Origin of the sequence: Pseudomonas sp. B16(2017) (assembly GCF_002113205.1) — a bacterium.
Lineage (GTDB): Bacteria > Pseudomonadota > Gammaproteobacteria > Pseudomonadales > Pseudomonadaceae > Aquipseudomonas > Aquipseudomonas pharyngis.
This window is the reverse complement of the sequence record NZ_NEKA01000008.1, coordinates 15,732-36,095: the sequence shown is the minus strand read 5'-3', so window position 1 is coordinate 36,095 and position 20,364 is coordinate 15,732. Positions and strand designations below refer to the sequence as shown.

Sequence of the window (20,364 nt, the reverse complement as noted above, 5' to 3'; positions counted from 1 at the left end):
GGCGGGGCTTTTTTATATCTCAAGGTTTTATCAGGAGGGCGGGAACACCAGCGCATCCGGCACATCGATATCCCACAACACCCCCGGGTCATCCACCGCGACTTCAATCACCCGACCTTGGGCAAACAGCGGTCTGGCGCCCCGGTCACCGGACAAAGCCATCAGCCCTGCGGCGAACGAGCGGCCAAACCCGACCGGATGCCCATAGTCACCATTCAACGTCGGTACGCTGACGGAATCCTCGGCAATCGCCGCCACGACCCGCTCAATGCTCGACGGCAGGATGAACGGCATGTCGCCCAGCACAATCAGCCAGCCATCGGCCTCCGGGCAAGCCGCCACACCCGCCGCGATGCTGTCGCCCATTCCCGTGGACTCGATCGAGACAATGTCACACCCATAAGCCTGCGCCATGCGCATCGCCTGCGGGCGCGCCTCGGTCGTCACCAGCACTCGCTGATCGAGACTCGCCGGCAGGTTGACCAACACCTGCTCGATCACCGAACGCACCGCACCGTCGCGCCCGGTGCAATCGGCCAGCAGCTTGTCCTTGTCGGAACCCGCCACTTCGCGAAAGCGGCTGCCCTCGCCCGCCGCCAGCACAATCACTCCGATGGATCGGCTCATACGCTCTCCAGTGTCTTCTTCTGTTTGAGCTCGACACCATTCTTGATCGCGACGATTTCCGCCAACAGCGACAGGGCGATTTCCGCCGGTGAATGGCTGCCGATGTGCAAACCGATCGGCCCGTGCAAACGGGCGATGGCCGCTTCCGACAAGCCTAGCTCAGCCAGATTTTCCCGACGCTTGCGGCTGTTGACCCGTGAACCGAGTGCGCCGACGTAGAACGCCTTGGAGTCGAGCGCCGTGAGCAGCGCCATGTCATCCAGCCGTGGGTCGTGAGTCAGCGCGACAATCGCCGTGCGTTCATCGGTCTGGATATTCAGCACTGCTTCGTCCGGCATGCCGGGGACAAAACGTCCATGCTGCTCTTCCCAGCCATAGACGAACTCGGTGCGCGGATCACAGATCAGCACTTCGAAATCCAGCAGCCGCGCCATCTCGGCCACATACCGTGACAACTGCCCGGCGCCGATCAACAGCAGGCGCCAGCGCGGACCGTAAATGGCACGCAGGGTCTGGCCGTCGAAGCTCAAGGTGTCAGCCTTGCCGGCCGGTCGCAACACCACCTCGCCAGTGCCGATGTTCAGCTCACGAGCGACGATTTCGTGAGCCTCGCAACGTTCCAGCAACTCGGCGACCCACGCCGGATCGCCGACCCGCTCCTCGGTGAGGCGCAGGGTGCCGCCGCAAGGCAGGCCGAAGCGCGCCGCTTCTTCCTGCGTCACGCCGTAGGTGATCAACTGCACCGGCGGCCCGTTGGCGGGAATCCGCCCGTCGTGCAGCCGAGCGATCAGATCATCCTCGACGCAACCGCCGGACACCGAACCGATCACCACGCCATCTTCGCGCAACGCCAGCATTGCGCCGGGCGCCCGGGGCGCGGTGCCCCAAGTCTGCACGACACTGAACAACATCACTCGCTGCCCGGCGCGACGCCATTCGAGCACACTGCGCAGGACATTCAGATCGGCGCTGTCCATCACGCTTGCGCCTTCTGCCAGCCCTGCAACTGGTAACGCACCGGCAGGTTACGGATGCGCTGACCGGTGGCGGCGAAGATCGCGTTGCACAGCGCCGGCGCAATCGGCGGCACGCCCGGTTCGCCGACGCCACCCAGCGGCACCTCGCCCGGCGGCGTTACCAGATGCACCGCGACTTCCTTCGGCGCCAACGACATGCGCGCCACTTCATACATATGGAAGTTGTCCTGCTGCACCTTGCCGTCCTTGAAGCTGATTTCGCCCCACACGGCGTTGCCCAGGCCCATCACGCAGGCGCCTTCGAACTGCGAACGGATGCGCTCGGGGTTGATCTGCGGGCCGCAATCCACGGCGATATCCGCCTTGTGCACGATCAGCGTGCCGTCGTCCTTGACCTCGACTTCGATCACCGCCGCCACGTAGGTGACGAAGCTGTAATGCACCGCCAATCCGAGGCCACGACCCTTGGGCAGTTGACGACCCCAACCCGCCGCCTTGGCCGCAGTCTCGAGCACGGTGCGCATGCGCCCGGTGTCGATCGGATAACGCTCGGGGGATTCGCCGTAGTTCCATTCTTCACTGAGCGTGCGCGGATCAATCTGCCGATCCGGGCCGAGCAACTTGATCTGGTACTTGAGCGGATCTTCCTTGGCCTTGTGCGCCAGTTCGTCGACGAAGCTCTGAATTGCGAAGCCATGGGGAATGTTCGACACCGAGCGATACCAGCCGACCCGCGTATGAACCGTGGCTTCAGGGTTTTCCAGGCGCACGTTGGGAATCGCGTAGGCCATGTTGGTGAAACCCATGCCCAGCTCGAACGCAGCTTCGTGATTCATGCCCGGCGCAAACAGCGCGGTAATGCTCGGCGCTACCGTGCGGTGCAGCCAGGCGGACGGCAAACCGTCCTTGCCCACGCCGGCCTTGAGGTATTCGGCGGACACCGTGTGGAAATACGAATTGTGGATGTCGTCTTCCCGGGTCCACTGCACGCGCAAGGCTTTGCCAGGAAACTCCTTGGCGAGTACGGCCGCTTCAACGACGAAGTCCGGTTTGGACTTGCGGCCGAAACCACCGCCCAACAGCGTGACGTTGAAGGTGACGTTATCGAATGGCAGCCCCAGGCGTTCGGCGATCCGCTCACGGGTGACCTGCGGCGCCTGGCTCGGTGCCCAGGCTTCGCAAGTGCCATCCTTGTAACGGGCGATGGCCACCATCGGTTCCATCGGCGCCTGTGCCAGATGCGGCAAGTAATAAGAGGCTTCCAGCGTGCTGGCGGCACCGGCGATGGCTTTGTCGATGTCGCCGGTATTGCGTACCACTTTGCCCGGTTTCAGCGAAGCGGCTTCGATCTCCTTGCGATAGGCGACCGAGTCATAAGTGGCGTTCGGGCCGTCATCCCACTCGATTTTCAGCGCTTCACGGCCCTTCAATGCCGCCCAGGTATTGCTGGCCACCACAGCCACGCCACCCAACGGCTGAAATTCCGAAGGCAATGGCCGGGGTTCGATCTGGATGACTTTCAGCACGCCCGGCACCTTCAGCGCGGCGCTGTCGTCCACCGACTTGACCTTGCCGCCGTACACCGCCGGACGCGCAATGACCGCGAACAGCATGCCGTCGAAATGCACGTCGGCCCCGTACACCGCGCGGCCATTGACGATGTCGGCACCGTCGATGGCTTTGGTGCCTTCCTTGCCGATGTAGCGGAATTCCGACGGTTGCTTGAGCCGCAGGCTGTCACGGGCCGGCACCGTCAGCGCACTGGCCGCAGCGGCCAGTTCACCGTAACCCAGCTCGCGTCCGGACGGCGTGTGAATGACTTTATGCAGTTGCGCGCGGCATTCGCCGACTGGCACCTTCCACTGGGCGGCGGCCGCTTGTTCCAGCATGGTACGGGCGGCGGCGCCGCAACGGCGCATTGGTTCGTACCAGTGACGCATGCTGCGCGAGCCGTCGGTGTCCTGGTTGCCGAAGCGCACCTCATCACCCGGCGCCTGCTGAACCTTGACGTGCGCCCAGTCGGCTTCCAGTTCATCGGCGACCACCATGGTCAGGCTGGTACGCACACCCTGGCCCATCTCCGAACGGTTGCAGACCACGGTTACCGTGCCGTCGGCGGCAATGCTGACGTAGACCTTCGGATCGTCGATCCAGCCGTTGGGCATGCCATCGGCGCCGAACTGCTTGGGCTTGTCTTCGGCCAGCGCATCCTGCCAGCCCCAGCTCGCCGCCAGCACCAGCGCACCCGTGGCGCCGACGCCCTTGAGGAAGCCCCGGCGACTCAGGTTGCTCAGGGCGAAATCGTTCGGTAGACGGCTCATGCCTTGGCCTCCTTCAGGTGAGTGGATGCCTGGCGGATCGCGGTCTTGATCCGGTTGTAGGTGCCGCAGCGGCAGATGTTGCCGACCATCGCTTCTTCGATCTGCTCGTCGCTCGGGTTCGGGTTGGTCTTGAGCAACGCGGTGGCGGACATGATCTGCCCGCCCTGGCAGTAACCGCATTGGGCCACAGCGGTGTCGAGCCAGGCTTGCTGGACGATCTGACCGACCGGGTCGGCATGCAGGTTGTCGATGGTGGTCACGTTCTGCCCGACCACCGAACCGATCGGGGTGATGCAACTGCGCGCCGGCGCGCCGTCGATATGAATGGTGCATGCACCGCACAGCCCCATGCCGCAGCCGAACTTGGTGCCGTTGTAACCGGCGACGTCGCGGATCGCCCACAACAGCGGCATGTCCTCGGTGACATCGAGTGGATGATCTTGACCATTGAGTTTCAGGGTAATCATGGGCACGCCCGCATATTCTTGGAGGTTATGGGGTCGAGCCATCTGCCACCGCAGGGACGGTAGTGGTTCGCGCAGATCGGCTCAGGCTAATCAGGCTCTCTTGTGCCGACGGGAATGTCTGCACCGGGCCTTTGGTGGAGCAAATGGTTGGTATCGTTAGCTGGCTACGTTAACCCGCGATTAACAAAAAAGCCCTGCACTTTTTAAATAAGTGCAGGGCTTTGGGTTCAGCCTTGAAAGCGTAGCCTCAATACCTGTTGGGCTCCATTTCCAGCTCGACATTGAAACGTTCTGAAATGTCTTTCTGGATGCGCTGCGCCAGATCGAGCAATTGCAGCCCGGTCGCCGCACCGTAGTTGACCAGCACCAGCGCCTGCAATTTATGCACGCCGGCATCGGCCTCGCGGAAACCTTTCCAGCCGGCACGCTCGATCAACCAGCCGGCCGCCAGTTTCATCTGCCCGTCCGGTTGCGCGTAGGCCACCAGATCCGGATGCTGCGCCTTGATCTGTGCAACCACAGCCGCCGACACCAGCGGGTTCTTGAAGAAGCTGCCGGCATTGCCGAGCACCGCCGGGTCCGGCAGTTTTTCGCTGCGGATGCTGCAGATCGCTCGACTGACGTCTGTCGGCGTCGGTTGCTCGATGCCCTGCTCGGTCAGACGCTGACGCACCGGACCGTATTCCAGATGCAAATGCGCGACTCGGTCCAGTGCGAAGCGCACCCGCAGAATCAGCCAACGCCCCGGCTGCTGCTTGAACACGCTGTCGCGATAGGCGAACCGGCATTCCTCCAGGCTGAAGTCGCGCAGCTCGCCGGTCTGGCGATCCAGCGCCGTCAGGCCGGCGAACACATCCTTGATCTCGACGCCGTAAGCACCGATGTTCTGCATCGGCGCGGCGCCGACAGTGCCGGGGATCAGGCTGAGATTCTCCAGCCCGGAAAAACCCTGCGCCAGCGTGTGCTGCACGAACGGGTGCCACGGCTCACCGGCTTCGGCTTCAATCACCACACGATTGCCGTCGTCGCTGATGACACGGATGCCACGGCTGGCCATGCGCAGCACCAGTGCCGGGATGTCCGCGGTGAGCAACAGGTTGCTGCCGCCGCCGATCACCAGCAACGGCAGGTTGTGAGAAGTCGCGTAAGCCAGGGCTTCGCGCACATCGGCGTCACTGTGGGCTTCGGCAAACAGCTGTGCGCGCACATCAACGCCGAAGGTATTGAAGGGTTTCAGGGAAACCTGCGGTTGCACCTGCAAACTCATAACCGCCCCTTCACTTCAATCAACAACTGATCGCAGGCACGCTCGATCAGATCCAGCACCTGCTCGAAGCCCTGATCGCCGTCGTAATACGGATCCGGCACCTCGTCGACTTCACCTTCGTAGCGGCGCAGGAACAAGTCCAGCTCGGCCTTGCCGGTGGACGGTTGCAGCGCCTTGAGATTGCGCAGGTTGCTGTTGTCCATCGCGAGGATCAGGTCGTAGCTGGCGAAATCGGCGCGGCTGACCTGCTGCGCGCGTTGCGCCGACAGGTCATAACCGCGCAGCTTGGCCGCCGCCTGGCTGCGCTTGTCCGGCGGATTGCCGACGTGCCAGTCGCCAGTGCCGGCAGAGGCCACTTCGACCTGATTCGCCAGCCCCGCTTCGCGCAATTTGTGGCGCAACACGCCTTCGGCGGTGGGCGAACGGCAGATGTTGCCCAGGCACACGAACAGAACGCGCATCAGGCCTCCAGCAGGCGACGGACGCGCTCGAGGTCTTCGGCGGTGTCGACCCCGGTCGGCGGCGCGATCAACGCGTCAGCCACATGAATCCGCACGCCGTGCCACAGGGCACGCAATTGCTCGAGGGATTCGGTGTTTTCCAGCCAGCACGGACCCCAGCTCACGAAGTCCTGAAGGAAGCCTGCGCGGTAGGCATAAATGCCGATGTGACGACGATACGGCACGCCTTCCGGCAGCACGTCGCGGCTCTTGGCAAACGAATCGCGGGCCCATGGCAGGGTCGCTCGACTGAAGGTCAGCGCCAGACCGTTGAGGTCGCTGACGACCTTGACCACGTTCGGGTTGAACAGGGTTTCCACGTCTTCGATCGGCTCGGCCAGGGTGGCCATGCGCGCCTCGGTGTGGGCTGCAAGGTTGGCGGCGACCTGATCGATCACGCTCGGTGGGATCAGCGGCTCGTCACCCTGCACGTTGACCACGATGGCATCCGGCTCCAGACCCAGCTTCGCCGCCACTTCAGCCAGACGATCGGTACCGGAGTTGTGATCTTCACGGGTCAGCACCACTTCAGCGCCGAAAGCCTTGCAGGCCTCGACGATACGCGCATCGTCGGTCGCCACGACCACACGGCTGGCGCTGCTTTTGCTCGCCTGTTCCCAGACGTGCTGGATCATCGGCTTGCCGGCGATGTCCAGCAGCGGTTTGCCCGGCAGACGGGTCGAGGCGTAACGCGACGGGATGACAACGGTGAAGGCGGTGGTCATTTATCCAGACGCTCGTCGGTGGTCAGGGTGCGGGCTTCGCTTTCCAGCATGACCGGGATGCCGTCGCGGATCGGGTACGCCAGACCGGCGCCCTTGCTGATCAGTTCGGTCTTGTCGGCGCTGAGCTTGAGCGGGCCTTTGCAGACCGGGCAGGCGAGGATGTCGAGCAATTTGGTGTCCATGAACATTCCCTGGATAAAAACGGATTAAGGCAAAAGACGATCCGGCAACAGGCGCATCAACTGCGTGTCGAACCAGGCCACGAAGGCCGGCGACGGCACAGCATCGACCGCCAGGTACCACCAATCATCGGCAGCGAAGGCACGGCACTTCACCGCGTCCTTTTCAGTCATCACCACTGGCAATGACGGCGTGAAACTCAAGGCCTGCACGCTGTATTCGGCGTGGTCGGCGAAGGCGTGGGGCACAGGCCGCCAGTCTAGCGCTTCGAGGGTATTGAAGAAACGTTGCGGGTTGCCGATCCCGGCCACCGCGTGCACGGCCTGACCGGGCGAAAAATGATCGAGCGGCCGGCGTTCACCGCTGCGCAGGTTGACCAGCGCCGAGGGCTTGAGACGGAAAGCGAAACCGCCGTCGCGATCCTCAAGGGCGCCGTTGAACAGCACACCGTCAACGCTTTGCAGGCGCTCGACCGGTTCGCGCAGGGGGCCGGCGGGCAGGCAGCGCTGGTTGCCAAGCCCACGGGCAGCGTCGATCAGCACCAGTTCCAGATCCCGCGCGAGGCGGTAATGTTGCATACCGTCATCGGACAGGATCAGGTCCAGCGGCTCGCTGTCCAGCAGGGCTCTGACGGCGGCGCTGCGATCGGGATCGATCATCAGCGGTACGCCGGTGCGCTGCACGATCAGCAACGGCTCGTCGCCGGCGATGTCGGCAGTCTGCTCAGCGTCGACCCGCCACGGCAGTTGCGCCGGTTTGGCGCCGTAACCACGGCTGACCACGCCGACCCGCAGCCCGTGGCGTCGGCAGTGCTCGATCAGCCACAGGATCATCGGTGTCTTGCCGGTGCCGCCGACCGTGATGTTGCCGACCACGATCACCGGCACCGGCGACTGGTAGATCTCACCTTCGCCATCGAGAAAACGCTGACGTTTGCCCGCCACCACGCGGCGGTACAGCCACTCCAGCGGCCGCAACAGCGTCAGGGCCGGGTGCCCCTGATACCACGCGGCGAGCAGACGATCGGACATGGCCATCAGGATTTGGGCGCCGCCTCGACCGTGGTCATGCGCAGATGGCTGAAACCGAGCTTGCCGGCCGCATCCATGGCGGTGATCACGGATTGATGCTGAGCCTTGCCGTCAGCACTGATCGACAGCGGCATATTGGTGTCGCCGTTGGCTTCTTTCTGCATGGCTTCCATCAACGTCGCCAGATCGTTTTTCGGCAGAATCCTGTTGTTCACCGAGAACACGCCTTCGGCGCTGATGGCCACGTCCAGTTGCTTGACCTGCTGATCCTCGGCCGGCGAGCCGCTGACCGCTTCCGGCAGGTCGACACGCAGCTGGGTTTCGCGGGTGAAGGTGGTGGTCACGACGAAAAACAGCAACAGGATGAACACCACGTCGATCAGCGACGCGAGGTTGATGTCGATGGTTTCCCGGGGCTTGCGACGGAATTTCACGCTTTGCCCCCGGCCAGATCGACGTCACGGTCGCCCTGCACCACTTCCACCAGTTTGATCGCTTCCTGTTCCATGCCCACCACCAGTTCATCGATGCGGCGTTGCAGGAAACGGTGGAAGAACACTGCCGGAATACCGACCATCAGGCCCGCAGCGGTAGTGATCAGCGCCTTGGAAATACCGCCGGCCAGCACCGCAGCATTGGTGGTCATGCCGGAGCCGGTGAAGGCACTGAAAATATCGATCATGCCCAGCACCGTGCCCAGCAGACCCAGCAACGGCGACATGGCGGCAATGGTGCCCAGCGCGTTGACGTAGCGTTCCAGCTCGTGGATGACCCGGGCGGCCGCTTCTTCAATGCACTCTTTCATGATCTCGCGACCATGCTTGGAGTTGGCCAGGCCTGCGGCGAGGATTTCCCCCAGCGGCGAGTTGGCGCGCAATTCCTTGAGTTTTTCCTTGTTGAGCTGCTTGTCCTTGATCCAGACCCAGACCTGACCCAGCAGATGCTCAGGGGTGACGCGACTGGCGCGCAGGGTCCACAGGCGCTCGGCGACGATCGCCATGGCGGCGATGGAACTCAGAATGATCGGCAACATCATCCAGCCGCCGGATTTGACCAATTCCCACACAGTGACAGCCCCCTCGAAAAAGTGCGCCACTTTACCATACCGGTTCGTGATAAAGACCCGTCGCCCCGACGACCGTGCTCAACGGTACTCCGTCCCCGGCAACGGCGGCGCGCGCCAGAACCGGCGTTGTTGACGCATCGACCGGGCCGGCTGAAACCGCCCCAGTTGCAGATGAATGGCGCCCTGTTCGGCGCTGTCGTGGATGTGTATTCCCTGTTTGCGGTAGCGGGCGATGACCGTCGGGTGTGGATGGCCGAACGAGTTGCCCTGCCCCCGGGAGATCAGCACGGCCTGGGGCTGCAAAACCTTGAGCAAGGCCATCGATGAGGAACTGCGGCTGCCATGGTGCGGGGCTTGCAGCCACTGGGTCGGAACCGCCAGTGCGCTGTAAAGCAAATCCCGTTCGGCAGCGCTGTCGATGTCACCGGTCAGCAGCAACCGCTCGCCGTTGGCTTCGATCTGCAACACGCAGGAACGCTGGTTGCTGTCGTGGGCTTCTGCCCATTGCCATAGATGAAAGGCAACGCCGTCCCACTGCCATTGCCGACCGCTTTCACAGGCCTCGGCGTTCAGCGCCTCGGGCAGACCCGGCGGGTCGCCACTGATGACCCGACTGACGGCCAGTCCTTTCGCCACGGCGAGTGCACCACCCGCGTGATCGGCATCGGCATGGCTGAGCAGCATCAGGTCGAGTCGCTCGACGCCCAGCTTGTGCAGGGCTGGCAACACCACCCGCTCGCCGACATCGAAATCGCCGAAGCGCGGGCCGCTGTCGTACAGCAAGGCGTGATGGCGCGTGCGGATCAGAATCGCCAGCCCTTGGCCAACATCAAGCTGCCAGACATCCGCCACGCCTTCGGCCAGTCGCTCCCGGGGCGGAAATGCCAGCACCAGCAGCAACGGCCAGCCCAGCGGGCGCAAAGGAACGCCTCGAGGCAGCAATAACAGCACTGCACCGATGCAACCCAGCGCCACGATCCAGCCCGGCATCGATTCTGCAACCCACGCCGGCCAGCGTCCGGCAATCAGGGCCAGCGCCCGGAACAATCCATCGATCAGTCCGCCGGCCAGCCACAGCAACCCTTCGCCGACATGAGGAATTGACAGCAACAAAGTCCCGAGCAACGCCGGCGGCAGCACCGCAAAACTGACCCACGGCACCGCCAGCAAATTGGCCAGCGGCCCGCTAAGACTGATCGGCAGACTCAGCGCCAGCAGCACCGGGCACAGGCCGATCGCGATCAACCACTGCGCGCGCGTCCAGGTTTGCCACCAGCGCCACGGCCCCAGACGGCCGCCGAAGGTGAAGATCAACACAGCCACCGCCGCGAAAGACAGCCACAACCCCGGACGCAAGCTGGCCAGCGGATCCATCAACAACACGCCATTGAAGGCCAGCAGCAATGGCCACCATGCACCGAGGTGGCGGAAGCGCAAACGCCACAGCAGCACCAGCGCAACCATCACGCAGGCCCGCCGCACCGGTACATCGAATCCGGCCAGCAAGCCGTAACCCAGCGCCGCCGTGAATGCCAGACCGCACGCCCAGGGCAGCCAGGGCCAACGCAGCGGCCAAAATCCGAATCGGGCCAACCCGGCGACCAGCGCGTACATCAACGCTGCCAACAGCCCGATGTGCTGGCCGGAAATCACCAGCAGATGCACGGTGCCGGTGTCCTGCAAGATCTGCCAGTCTTCGCGACTGAGGCCGGAACCATCGCCGAGCACCAACGCGGCCAAGGCGCCGTTACGACCCTGGGCGTCAACGGCAAGCAGGCGCTGGCGAATACTGTCGCGCCAGGCCCACTGCGCTGGCGCCAGACGCTGGCCATCCTTCACCGTCCCGGTAGCACCAATGCGTTGCGCCAGCAGCCAGGCCTCGTAATCGAACGCATCCGGATTGAGCAAGCCACCGGGGCGCTTGAGCTTGACCGCCAATCGCCAGCGTTCGCCGCTTTTGACCTCAGGCCCGGCGTACCAGGCCAGGCGCATCAGCGACGGCAGCTTCTCGTGACGCGAGCGCGCATCGGCCAGCTCAAACCGCACGACGCCCTCGGCACTCTGCGGCAAGCCGACGACCCGGCCCTCCATCCAGCGCGTTTCGCCATCCAGCCGGGACGGCAGTCGATCATTCAACGCCAGTTGCGCGTTGAATCCCGCCCATGCGAATCCAAGCAGTAAAAACGCCAGTGGATAGCTGCGAAACGGCAGCAGCATCAGCGCCACCCACGGCAACACCAGCAATAACCCGACCGGCGGCAAGGCCGGTAAAAAAACCGCTGCCAGCAGACCGACCGCCAGCGCCATCATCCCTGTGCGCATAAGCCCGTCCTTGAGAGTCCCACCTTCAGGCATAGCGGTTGCGGGGCACGGGCGTCGTTATCAATTGTCACAAAGTCTGAATGGGCGGTTCGTAGAATCCAGACATACTTGCCGCCTTAACCGACCGAGAAGCCTTATGCCCCGGCGCTTATTCAAACGTTACATGCCCGATCCGACGAGCATCAGGGAACACAAATCCTTACGCTTTCTCGGCACGTTGCTGCATGACCCGAACCTCTGGCACCTCAACCGACACTCGGTGGCCCGCGCCATGGCCGTCGGCTTGTTCGCCGCGTTCCTGCCGATTCCCGCGCAAATGCTGGTGGCCGCCGTCCTTGCGATCATGGTGCGCGGCAACATGCCGATTGCCGTCAGCCTGGTCTGGCTGACCAATCCGATCACCATGCCGGCGGTGTTCTTCTGCACCTATCAAGTCGGGGCCTGGCTGATGGATGTTCCCGCCCGCACACTTCCAGACGAATTGACCTGGGAATGGATCAGCGGCGAGCTTTCGACCCTGTGGCAACCGTTCCTGCTGGGTTCGGTGGTGGTCGGGCTGGCACTGGGCGCCCTCGCCTACTGTCTGGTAATGCTGTACTGGCGCTGGTGGGTGGCCCGGCAATGGGCGCGGCGCAAGAAAAGTCGCATGCGCTGAATGCAAAACGGCCTCCACTGTGGGAGGCCGTTTTTCATTGCAGCATTGAAGAAATCAGGTACGCATTCCGCGCCCGCTCACCAGCAGCCGTGCGCAACCGAAATACAGCGCCACGGTCGCCACCAGCATGAAAGTGATCGCGATACCGATGCGGATGTCCGACACACCGAGGATGCCGTAACGGAAGGCGTTGACCATGTGCAGCACCGGGTTGGCCAGCGACACGGTCTGCCAGAACGGCGGCAGCAAGGTGATCGAGTAGAACACGCCACCGAGGTAGGTCAGCGGGGTCAGCACGAAGGTCGGGATGATCGAGATGTCATCGAAGTTGCGCGCAAACACCGCGTTGATGAAGCCCAGCAGCGAGAAGATCGTCGCCGTCAGCACCACCACCAGAACGGTCACGCCCAGGTGATGCACCTGCAGACTGGTAAAGAACAACGACAGAATCGTCACGATGACGCCCACCATCAAGCCACGCAGTACGCCGCCAAGGGTGTAGCCGATCAGGATCGTATGCGGTGAAACCGGCGACACCATCAACTCTTCGATGGAACGCTGGAACTTGCTGCCGAAGAAGCTCGACACCACGTTGCCGTAGGAGTTGGTGATCACCGACATCATGATCAGACCCGGCACGATGTACTCCATGTAGGTGAAGCCACCCATGTCACCGATCTGCCGGCCGATCAGGTTACCGAAGATCACGAAATACAGAACCATGGTGATCGCCGGCGGCAGCAGGGTCTGCGGCCAGATCCGGGTGAAGCGTCTGACTTCGCGGTAAACGATGGTGTTAAGGGCAACGAGGTTGGGGCGCAGCTCGGAACTCATACCGCCACCTTCGACAGATTTTTCTCCACCAGGGACACGAACAGCTCCTCGAGGCGATTGGTTTTATTGCGCAGGCTCAGCACTTCGATGTTCTGCAGGGCCAGTTGGCCGAACAGCGCGGTGATGCCCATGGACTTGTCGACCTGGACTTCCAGCGTATGAGCGTCCACCAGCCGGGCCGGATAGCCGACCAGTTGCGGCGCAACCGCCAGATCGCTCTTCAGGTCGAGCAGGAAGGTTTCCACATGCAGCTGTCCGAGCAACTGACGCATGCTGGTGTTCTCGACGATGGTGCCGTGGTCGATGATGCCGATGTTGCGGCACAACTGCTCAGCCTCTTCCAGGTAGTGGGTGGTGAGGATGATGGTGATACCTTTCTGGTTCAGTTCGGTGAGGAACGTCCACATCGAGCGGCGCAGTTCGATGTCGACGCCGGCAGTCGGCTCGTCGAGGATCAGCAGACGCGGTTCATGCACCAACGCCCGGGCGATCATCAGACGCCGCTTCATGCCGCCGGACAGCGAACGTGACGGCACATCGCGTTTGTCCCACAGGCCGAGTTGGGTCAGGTACTGCTCGGCGCGTTCCTTGGCGATCTTCGCCGGAATGCCGTAGTAACCGGCCTGGGTCACGACGATGTCGAACGTCTTTTCGAACTGGTTGAAGTTGAACTCCTGGGGCACCACGCCGATCGAGCGCTTGAGCGCCGCCGGGTTCTTGTCCAGGTCGTGGCCGAAGATATTCACGGTGCCGCTGGTCTTGTTGACCAGGGTCGAGAGAATGCCGATGGTCGTGGATTTGCCGGCGCCGTTGGGGCCGAGCAAGGCGAAGAAGTCACCTTCGGCGACGTCCAGATCGATACCACTCAAGGCCTGGAACCCGTTGCCGTAGGTTTTGGTTAGCTGCCGGATGGACAGAGCGGAACTCATATCGGATTTACGCACCCAGTGAAGAAAAAAGGACTGATAAAAGGCCGGCGGCGAGGAAGACAACCGCAGCGCTCGAGCGCAATGGTGCTTGCCGTCGCCGCACAAGTACAGTCAAGTGTGTCGATAGTAGGTATTAAGTCAACGCGGTCATGACAGCTTTCTGATACGCCGGACGCTGCTTCAACCGTGCGTACCAGGCTTCAAGATTCGGTTGTGGCGCGCGCTCGATCGGCATCTCGAACCAGGCATAAATGAAACTGCCGAGCGGGATATCGCCCATGCCGATTTCACTCCCGGACAGATACGGCTGGTGCTTCAGTGCCTGATCGGCCATCGCCAGCAAGCCGTCACATTCCTTGATCGCCGCGTGGATGGCCGGCCAGTCCTGCTTGTCTGCCGGGGTACGCAGAACGCCCCAGAACACTGTGCGAAACGGTCCGGCAAAACTGGAAGTCGTCCAGTCCATCCACTTGTCAGCGGTGGCGCGGGTCTGCGGATCCGTCGGATACCACGAAGTATCGGCCGCATGTTTTGCCAGCAGATAACGCACGATGGCATTCGATTCCCACAACACGAAACCATCGTCCTGAATCACCGGCACCCGCCCGTTCGGGTTCATATCCCGGTACTCCGGCGTGTCGACCACACCAAACGCGCCACCGGCATCGATGGCCTCGTAGGCAAGCCCGAGCTCCTCGGCAGCCCACAACGGCTTTCTGACATTCGACGAATTCTTGCGACCCCAGATCTTCAGCATGACCGCCTCTTTTCCAGTGAATGGGCAGGCAGCATACGCCGGATCAGAGACTGCCGACATCACCGCGCATGTCACTGGACAGTGGCGTCTGCTGATCGTTGAACAGGTGCGGATAACATTTCTGCAGATGTTCGAAGAAAAAAGATTCCGGTACATCGGCGAACTGGCCGTGATCGACCAGGTACTCCATCAGCAGCGCGCCATCGCTGTTGTACGAGTGAAAAACGCTGTCGTTCATGCCGTCGAATTCCAGCGGCGCAACGTTGAACATTTCGCAGAGTTTCTGGTTGAACGCGGGTGTGGCTTTGACCCAGCGATCATTGAGAAACAGCTCGGTATAACCATGCATGGCGAACACTTCGCTTCTCAGCAGTTCAAGCAGACGCGGCGTCGACAGATGATTTTTCACATCCGCCAGACCAATGCGTGCGGGGATCCCGCAATGGCGCGCGCAACCGGCGAGCAACGTGGCCTTGGGCACGCAATAACTTTCACCTGCCGCCAGCGCGTAGCTGCCGCGCAAGGTCTGCGGGTCGCGGCTGAAGGTGTACATGTTGTAACGCACCGCCTCGCGCACGGCGTAATAAAGACTGATCGCCTGCGCGAGCGGATCGCGACTGGCACCACGGTGCTGCTCGGCGAACTCCACCACCGAGGGGTGGTCACTATCGATGAAGCGGCCGGGGCTCAGATACTCGTGCATGACGACATTCTCCTGATTGAGCCCCGAGTCTAGCGAGAGGTTCAGCACAGAGATAACGACGTTTCGGCCAAACATGCACGTAAAGACGCGGAAGCGGCGAACGATTTCCCACGCGTGTTGCCCACCGAACCTACAAAAGACATCCGGGGTTTCCCACGATTTCAATCACCTTGCTCTGACCGCCCCGTTTTGCAGATGCCGTCTAAGCTCTGGAGGGTCGGTTCGCCCTGGTTCACGGAGGATTAAATATGCTGTTGTTGTGGATACTGGTTCTGATCGTCGGCGTGGCGTATCTGGCCCACCGGCGCATCGCCCCGCTGCCGGCACTGGGCATCGTTGCCGCTTACCTGCTGGCGATGGGAATTTTCAGCCACGCACCGGGCTGGTTGCTGCTGATTTTCTGGGTGGTGCTGGCCCTGGTCGCCGCCCCGCTGCTGTTGCCTGACCTGCGCCGCAAACACTTCACCGCGCCGCTGTTCGGCTGGTTCCAGAAAACCCTGCCACCGATGTCGCAGACCGAGCGCGACGCGATCGACGCCGGCACGGTGTGGTGGGACGGCGAACTGTTCAGCGGCCGTCCGGACTGGGACAAGCTGCTGTCCTATCCCAAAGTGCAACTGAGTGAAGAAGAACAGGCGTTCATCGACGGTCCGACCGAAGAGCTCTGCGCCATGGTCACCGACTGGCAGATCGGCCAGTCGATGGACCTGCCGCCGGAAGCCTGGACTCACATCAAGGAACACGGTTTCTTTGCCCTGATCATCCCCAAGGAATTCGGCGGCAAGGGTTTCTCCGCCTACGCCCACTCCCAGGTGGCAATGAAACTGGCGACCCGCAGCGGCGACCTCGCCTCCACTGTGATGGTGCCCAACTCCCTCGGCCCGGCCGAACTGCTGCTGCATTACGGCACAGACGAACAACGCAATCATTACCTGCCACGGCTGGCCCGGGGCGACGACATTCCGTGTTTTGCGCTGACCGGCCCGCTTGCCGGCTCCGACGCCGGCGCCATGCCCGACACCGGGATCATCTGCAAAGGCGAATGGGAAGGTCAGGAAACCCTCGGCCTGCGCCTAAACTGGGAAAAACGCTACATCACCCTCGGCCCGGTCGCGACATTGCTTGGCCTGGCCTTCAAGGCCTATGACCCGGATCACCTGCTCGGCGACAAGGAAGACCTCGGCATCAGCCTCGCGCTGATCCCGACCGACACTCCCGGCGTGGAAATCGGTCGTCGCCACCTGCCGCTGGGCGCTGCGTTCATGAACGGCCCGAACTCCGGCAAGGACGTATTCATCCCGCTGGACTTCCTCATCGGCGGCCAGGACATGCTCGGCAAAGGCTGGATGATGCTGATGAACTGCCTGTCGGTCGGGCGCTCGATCTCGCTGCCGGCAGTGGGCACCGGCGCGGCCAAGTTCACCAGTCTGGTGACCGGGCAGTACGCGCAGATTCGCGAGCAGTTCAACGTGCCGCTGTCAGCATTCGAAGGCATTCAGGAAGCCATGGCGCGGATCGGCGGCAACGCCTGGATGATGGACGCCGCGCGGATGCTGACCGCCAACGCGGTGGATCTGGGCGAGAAACCTTCCGTGCTGTCGGCGATCCTCAAGTACCACCTCACCGAACGCGGTCGCGAGTGCATCAGCCACGCCATGGACGTACACGGCGGCAAGGCGATCATCATGGGCCCGAACAACTACCTGGGTCGCAGCTGGAACGGCGCGCCGATCTTCATCACCGTGGAAGGCGCGAACATTCTTTCGCGCAACCTGATGATCTTCGGCCAGGGCGCCATCCGCTGCCATCCGTTCGTCCTCAAGGAAATGGCCCTCGCCGGGCGCGAGGACAAGGATCAGGCACTCAAGGAATTCGATGGCCTGCTGCTCAAGCACATCGGCTTTGCCGTGAGCAACGCCGCCAGCACCCTGGTGTTGAACCTTGGCTTCGGCCATTTCGAACATGCACCGGGCGACAAGCTCAGCCAGGGCTATTTCCGTGCGCTCAACCGTCAGGCTGCCGCTTTTGCCATGCTTGCCGATCTGAGCATGATGTTGCTGGGCGGCGAACTGAAACGCCGCGAGCGATTGTCAGCACGATTGGGCGATGTGCTGAGCAACCTGTATCTGGCGTCGGCGGCGCTCAAGCGTTATCACGACCTCGATTCCCCGGCGTACATGGAACCGCTGTTCAGATGGGCCATGGAGGAAAGCCTCGGCCAGTCGGAAAAGGCGCTGGATGAACTGCTGACCAACTTCCCGAACCGAGTCTTTGGCTGCCTGTTGCGCGTGATCGTGTTCCCGTTCGGCCGCCGTCACAAAGGGCCTTCGGACAAACTCGGTGCCGAGGTGGCTGCAGTCATCGGCCGGGCCAAGGGCGATCCAGCGCTGGAAGAACTGCTTGCCGGCTGCTATCGCCCGCAATCGACCGATGATGCAGTCGGTGCGCTGCAACACGCCTGCGATCAACTGAACGCTGCGCAACCGCTGCACAAGAAATTGCACTCGTCGCTCAAGAGCGGTCAGGTCAAACCGGTAGCTGGTGAACACGCCATCGATGCGGCACTGAAAGCCGGGGTGTTGCAGGCCGTGGAAGCCCAGACCCTGCGTGATGCCGAAGCGGCGCGGCGCAAGGTGATCGATGTCGATGATTTCGACAAGGAGCAACTCAAACCCGCGGAAGGCAAAATCCGCTGATCCCTTCAATCAGTGAAAAACGGGCGCGGGCGCTTTATACTCCCGCGCCCGTTTTGCTCTTGAGGACTTATCTCGTGTCCAACGTCGTTGCCGATCATCTGGTTTTGCTCGACCATCTGCGCAGTATCCTGGTCGCCGTAGGTGAGGCCGATCAGGTTCCCGAAGAAAGCCATGCCCTGTTCCTGGAGCGTTTCGACGAACTGCTGGCGTCACTGCCGATCGAGCCAATCGAAAGCCAATACCTGGGCCAGGACATCCTGACTCAAGTGATTACCCGTTACCCGCAAATTGCCCACCTGATCCCGCGGGATCTGCTGTGGTTCTTCGCCGGCGACTGCCTGCATTACCTGTCCGACGAAGAAATCGACATGTATCAGGCGCTGGAAGAACGCCGCTACGAAGCCGAACAGAACGACGAACCGTTCGACTGGAACCAGGAAAAACAGCTGCTGGCGATGTCCGCCCAGGACAGCAAGCACTGATTTTCCCCGGTAATGAAAAGGCCCGCATGGTGATCCATGCGGGCCTTTTTTATGGAATCAAAGCAACCCTTCACTCTCGGGCAATTCGTACTCGGCCAACGGTTTCGCACCGCCAGACTTCCCCGGCTTGCTCAGGGTCGGCTCTTTCTCCAGGCATTCCACCAGATAGTCGATGAACACCCGCAGCTTCGGCGGCAGATAACGTGTCGGCGAGTGCAGCAACCACAATCCTCCGTGGTACGAGGCCAGGAACGTCCAGTCCGGCAACACCTGCACGATCAGCCCCTGCTCCAGCGCATAACGGGCGGTGAAATACGGCAGGCTGCCAATGCCGATGTGCTGCAACACGGCCCCCAGACGCACGCCGGTGTGATTGGCGGCATACCGGCCGCGTACGCCGACGGTAACGGCTTTGGTGCCCTTTTTGAATTTCCAGCGCGCATCACTCGGGGTCTCGCCCAGGTAAATGCAACTGTGGTTGAGCAAGTCGTGGGGATGAGTCGGCGTCCCGTGTTCAGCCAGATATTGCGGCGTCGCGCAGAGCAAATGGTCGATGGTCAGCAGTTGTCGTCCCACCAGTCCGGCCGGTGGACGATCCGTGATGCGAATGGCCAGGTCGACATGGTCATCGATCAGATCGACCTGGCGGTCCTCCAGCAACAGCTCCACGTCGACCTTCGGATAGCGCCGCAGAAATTCCGGCATGTGCGGATGAATCACGAAGCGCCCAACCGCTTTCGGCACGCTGACCCGCACCAGACCTTCGGCTTCGTGGGTGAACTGGCCGCTGATCTCCATCACCGACTTGGCGGCGCTGACCATTTCCTGGCAGCGCTTGAACACCTCTTCCCCGCCATCGCTCAAGCGCAGTTTGCGCGTGGTGCGTTGCAGCAGCCGCGTGGCCAGCGCTTTCTCCAGCCGGGAAATACTGCGACTGACTGCCGAGGGCGATGAGCCCAACTGGCGAGCGGCTTCGGAGAAACTGCCGGTCTCGACGACTTTGACGAAAATCGCCATCTCACCAAGCAGCGGCAGGGGAAGATTTATGCTCACAGCGCAACAGTCCTTTGATGTTTGAACGGATTATCACGTTATTGCACGATTCATATAATTAAAAAAGAAACTTTAATAAGGGCATGGAATATGACGCTTCGCCTCTTTTTCCATAGTGATGACCTCAAGGCCAATGTGGAAGTCCTCGACTGCACGCCCCACCAGAACGAGTTCGCCGTTGTGTTGCGCGCCACGCTTTTCCATCCCCAGGGCGGTGGCCAACCCTGCGATACCGGTTGGATTGGCGAAAGCAAGGTTCTGCGCGTCGTCCAGGAACCGGACCGGATCATTCATTTTGTCGATCAGCCGGTGCCACTGGGCATGACCCAGATTCGCGTCGACGAAGAACGCCGCCGCTTCAACACCCGCATGCACTCTGCCGGACATTTGATCGGCCACTTCGTCCAGGCCATGGGCTGGATGCCGATCAAGGCGCACCACTGGCCGGACGAGGGCCGGGTTCAATTCAAACCCGGAGATTCGGCCCAGGAAGTCGATGCGCAAACCGTTCAATACGGCATCGGGCAATGGATCGAACACGACCTGCCACGCCTGACGTCCCTGCGCGAAGGCGCGCGGGAAATCGGTTTCGGTGAACTGCCAGCCTATGGCTGCGGTGGCACCCATGTACGCAGCCTGAAGGATTTGGGCACAGTCACGATCGCGTCCCTTTCGCAGAAGAAAGGCACGTTGTCCGTCCACTACAGCGTGGATTGAGGATTTCGGACGCTGCCAGATGCAGCGTCCGACGCCGGGGGAACCGCGTTCGCCG

General features: G+C 62.1%; 21 protein-coding genes. 4 read left to right on the top strand and 17 right to left on the bottom strand.

Annotated elements, in window-relative coordinates; all coding sequences use genetic code 11:
• Positions 1-30: 30 nt before the first annotated feature.
• The 12 genes from CAG25_RS15420 to CAG25_RS15365 form a co-directional block, all read right to left on the bottom strand.
• Positions 31-627 (bottom strand): nucleotidyltransferase family protein, encoded by a 597-nt coding sequence (locus CAG25_RS15420; protein WP_085612120.1) that lies wholly within the window; start codon positions 625-627, stop codon positions 31-33.
• Positions 624-1,604 (bottom strand): XdhC family protein, encoded by a 981-nt coding sequence (locus CAG25_RS15415; RefSeq protein WP_085612119.1) that lies wholly within the window; start codon positions 1,602-1,604, stop codon positions 624-626. Before CAG25_RS15415 ends, CAG25_RS15420 begins: the two co-directional genes overlap by 4 nt.
• A complete protein-coding gene (locus CAG25_RS15410) occupies positions 1,604-3,925 on the bottom strand; it encodes a xanthine dehydrogenase family protein molybdopterin-binding subunit (RefSeq protein ID WP_085612118.1) in 2,322 nt (773 codons plus the stop codon). The genes CAG25_RS15415 and CAG25_RS15410 overlap by 1 nt, the downstream gene beginning before the upstream one ends.
• On the bottom strand, positions 3,922-4,392 hold the full coding sequence (locus tag CAG25_RS15405; protein WP_039770687.1) for a (2Fe-2S)-binding protein: 471 nt from the start codon (positions 4,390-4,392) through the stop codon (positions 3,922-3,924). The genes CAG25_RS15410 and CAG25_RS15405 overlap by 4 nt, the downstream gene beginning before the upstream one ends.
• Positions 4,393-4,639: 247 nt before the next feature.
• Positions 4,640-5,659: a UDP-N-acetylmuramate dehydrogenase gene (gene murB / locus CAG25_RS15400; RefSeq protein WP_085612117.1), complete on the bottom strand. Its 1,020-nt coding sequence runs from the start codon at positions 5,657-5,659 to the stop codon at positions 4,640-4,642.
• Positions 5,656-6,120, bottom strand: coding sequence for a low molecular weight protein-tyrosine-phosphatase (locus tag CAG25_RS15395; protein WP_085612116.1), 465 nt, complete (start codon positions 6,118-6,120; stop codon positions 5,656-5,658). The genes murB and CAG25_RS15395 overlap by 4 nt, the downstream gene beginning before the upstream one ends.
• Entirely contained in the window at positions 6,120-6,884 is a 765-nt protein-coding gene (gene kdsB / locus CAG25_RS15390; RefSeq protein ID WP_039770692.1) for a 3-deoxy-manno-octulosonate cytidylyltransferase, read from the bottom strand. The genes CAG25_RS15395 and kdsB overlap by 1 nt, the downstream gene beginning before the upstream one ends.
• Positions 6,881-7,066, bottom strand: a complete 186-nt coding sequence (locus CAG25_RS15385) for a Trm112 family protein (RefSeq protein ID WP_003179363.1) — start codon at positions 7,064-7,066, stop codon at positions 6,881-6,883. Before CAG25_RS15385 ends, kdsB begins: the two co-directional genes overlap by 4 nt.
• A 24-nt stretch (positions 7,067-7,090) precedes the next feature.
• Positions 7,091-8,101, bottom strand: a complete 1,011-nt coding sequence (gene lpxK / locus CAG25_RS15380) for a tetraacyldisaccharide 4'-kinase (protein ID WP_085612115.1) — start codon at positions 8,099-8,101, stop codon at positions 7,091-7,093.
• The gene (locus CAG25_RS15375) at positions 8,101-8,529 is read right to left on the bottom strand and encodes a biopolymer transporter ExbD (RefSeq protein WP_039770694.1); all 429 of its coding nucleotides are present in this window, start codon (positions 8,527-8,529) and stop codon (positions 8,101-8,103) included. Before CAG25_RS15375 ends, lpxK begins: the two co-directional genes overlap by 1 nt.
• Positions 8,526-9,161, bottom strand: a complete 636-nt coding sequence (locus CAG25_RS15370; RefSeq protein ID WP_163976130.1) for a MotA/TolQ/ExbB proton channel family protein — start codon at positions 9,159-9,161, stop codon at positions 8,526-8,528. Before CAG25_RS15370 ends, CAG25_RS15375 begins: the two co-directional genes overlap by 4 nt.
• A 78-nt stretch (positions 9,162-9,239) precedes the next feature.
• Positions 9,240-11,483: a DNA internalization-related competence protein ComEC/Rec2 gene (locus CAG25_RS15365; protein WP_085612114.1), complete on the bottom strand. Its 2,244-nt coding sequence runs from the start codon at positions 11,481-11,483 to the stop codon at positions 9,240-9,242.
• Positions 11,484-11,619: 136 nt separating this feature from the next.
• Here CAG25_RS15365 and CAG25_RS15360 point away from each other — a divergent pair, with 136 nt between their 5' ends.
• Entirely contained in the window at positions 11,620-12,138 is a 519-nt protein-coding gene (locus CAG25_RS15360) for a DUF2062 domain-containing protein (RefSeq protein ID WP_085612113.1), read from the top strand.
• Between the two features lie 54 nt (positions 12,139-12,192).
• Here the strand turns inward: CAG25_RS15360 and CAG25_RS15355 are convergent, their stop codons facing one another.
• The 4 genes from CAG25_RS15355 to CAG25_RS15340 all read right to left on the bottom strand — a co-directional run bounded on the left by CAG25_RS15355 (position 12,193) and on the right by CAG25_RS15340 (position 15,361).
• Entirely contained in the window at positions 12,193-12,972 is a 780-nt protein-coding gene (locus tag CAG25_RS15355) for an ABC transporter permease (RefSeq protein ID WP_085612112.1), read from the bottom strand.
• The gene (locus tag CAG25_RS15350) at positions 12,969-13,901 is read right to left on the bottom strand and encodes an ABC transporter ATP-binding protein (protein WP_085612257.1); all 933 of its coding nucleotides are present in this window, start codon (positions 13,899-13,901) and stop codon (positions 12,969-12,971) included. The genes CAG25_RS15355 and CAG25_RS15350 overlap by 4 nt, the downstream gene beginning before the upstream one ends.
• Before the next feature lie 133 nt (positions 13,902-14,034).
• Positions 14,035-14,658, bottom strand: a complete 624-nt coding sequence (locus CAG25_RS15345) for a glutathione S-transferase family protein (protein WP_085612111.1) — start codon at positions 14,656-14,658, stop codon at positions 14,035-14,037.
• A gap of 43 nt (positions 14,659-14,701) precedes the next feature.
• Positions 14,702-15,361, bottom strand: coding sequence for a transglutaminase family protein (locus tag CAG25_RS15340; protein WP_085612110.1), 660 nt, complete (start codon positions 15,359-15,361; stop codon positions 14,702-14,704).
• Positions 15,362-15,609: 248 nt separating this feature from the next.
• Between CAG25_RS15340 and CAG25_RS15335 the strand changes: the two genes are divergently transcribed.
• Together CAG25_RS15335 and CAG25_RS15330 are read left to right on the top strand one after the other, a co-directional pair.
• Entirely contained in the window at positions 15,610-18,057 is a 2,448-nt protein-coding gene (locus CAG25_RS15335; protein ID WP_085612109.1) for an acyl-CoA dehydrogenase, read from the top strand.
• A gap of 74 nt (positions 18,058-18,131) precedes the next feature.
• Positions 18,132-18,539 carry a PA2817 family protein gene (locus CAG25_RS15330; protein ID WP_007950758.1) on the top strand — a complete coding sequence of 136 codons (408 nt, stop codon included), beginning with the start codon at positions 18,132-18,134 and terminating at the stop codon, positions 18,537-18,539.
• Between the two features lie 57 nt (positions 18,540-18,596).
• On the opposite strand, the gene CAG25_RS15325 is transcribed toward CAG25_RS15330, so the two are convergent.
• Positions 18,597-19,592 carry a LysR family transcriptional regulator gene (locus tag CAG25_RS15325; RefSeq protein WP_085612108.1) on the bottom strand — a complete coding sequence of 332 codons (996 nt, stop codon included), beginning with the start codon at positions 19,590-19,592 and terminating at the stop codon, positions 18,597-18,599.
• Between the two features lie 90 nt (positions 19,593-19,682).
• On the opposite strand from CAG25_RS15325, the gene CAG25_RS15320 reads away from it, so the two are divergent.
• On the top strand, positions 19,683-20,309 hold the full coding sequence (locus tag CAG25_RS15320) for a hypothetical protein (RefSeq protein WP_085612107.1): 627 nt from the start codon (positions 19,683-19,685) through the stop codon (positions 20,307-20,309).
• Positions 20,310-20,364: the final 55 nt, after the last annotated feature.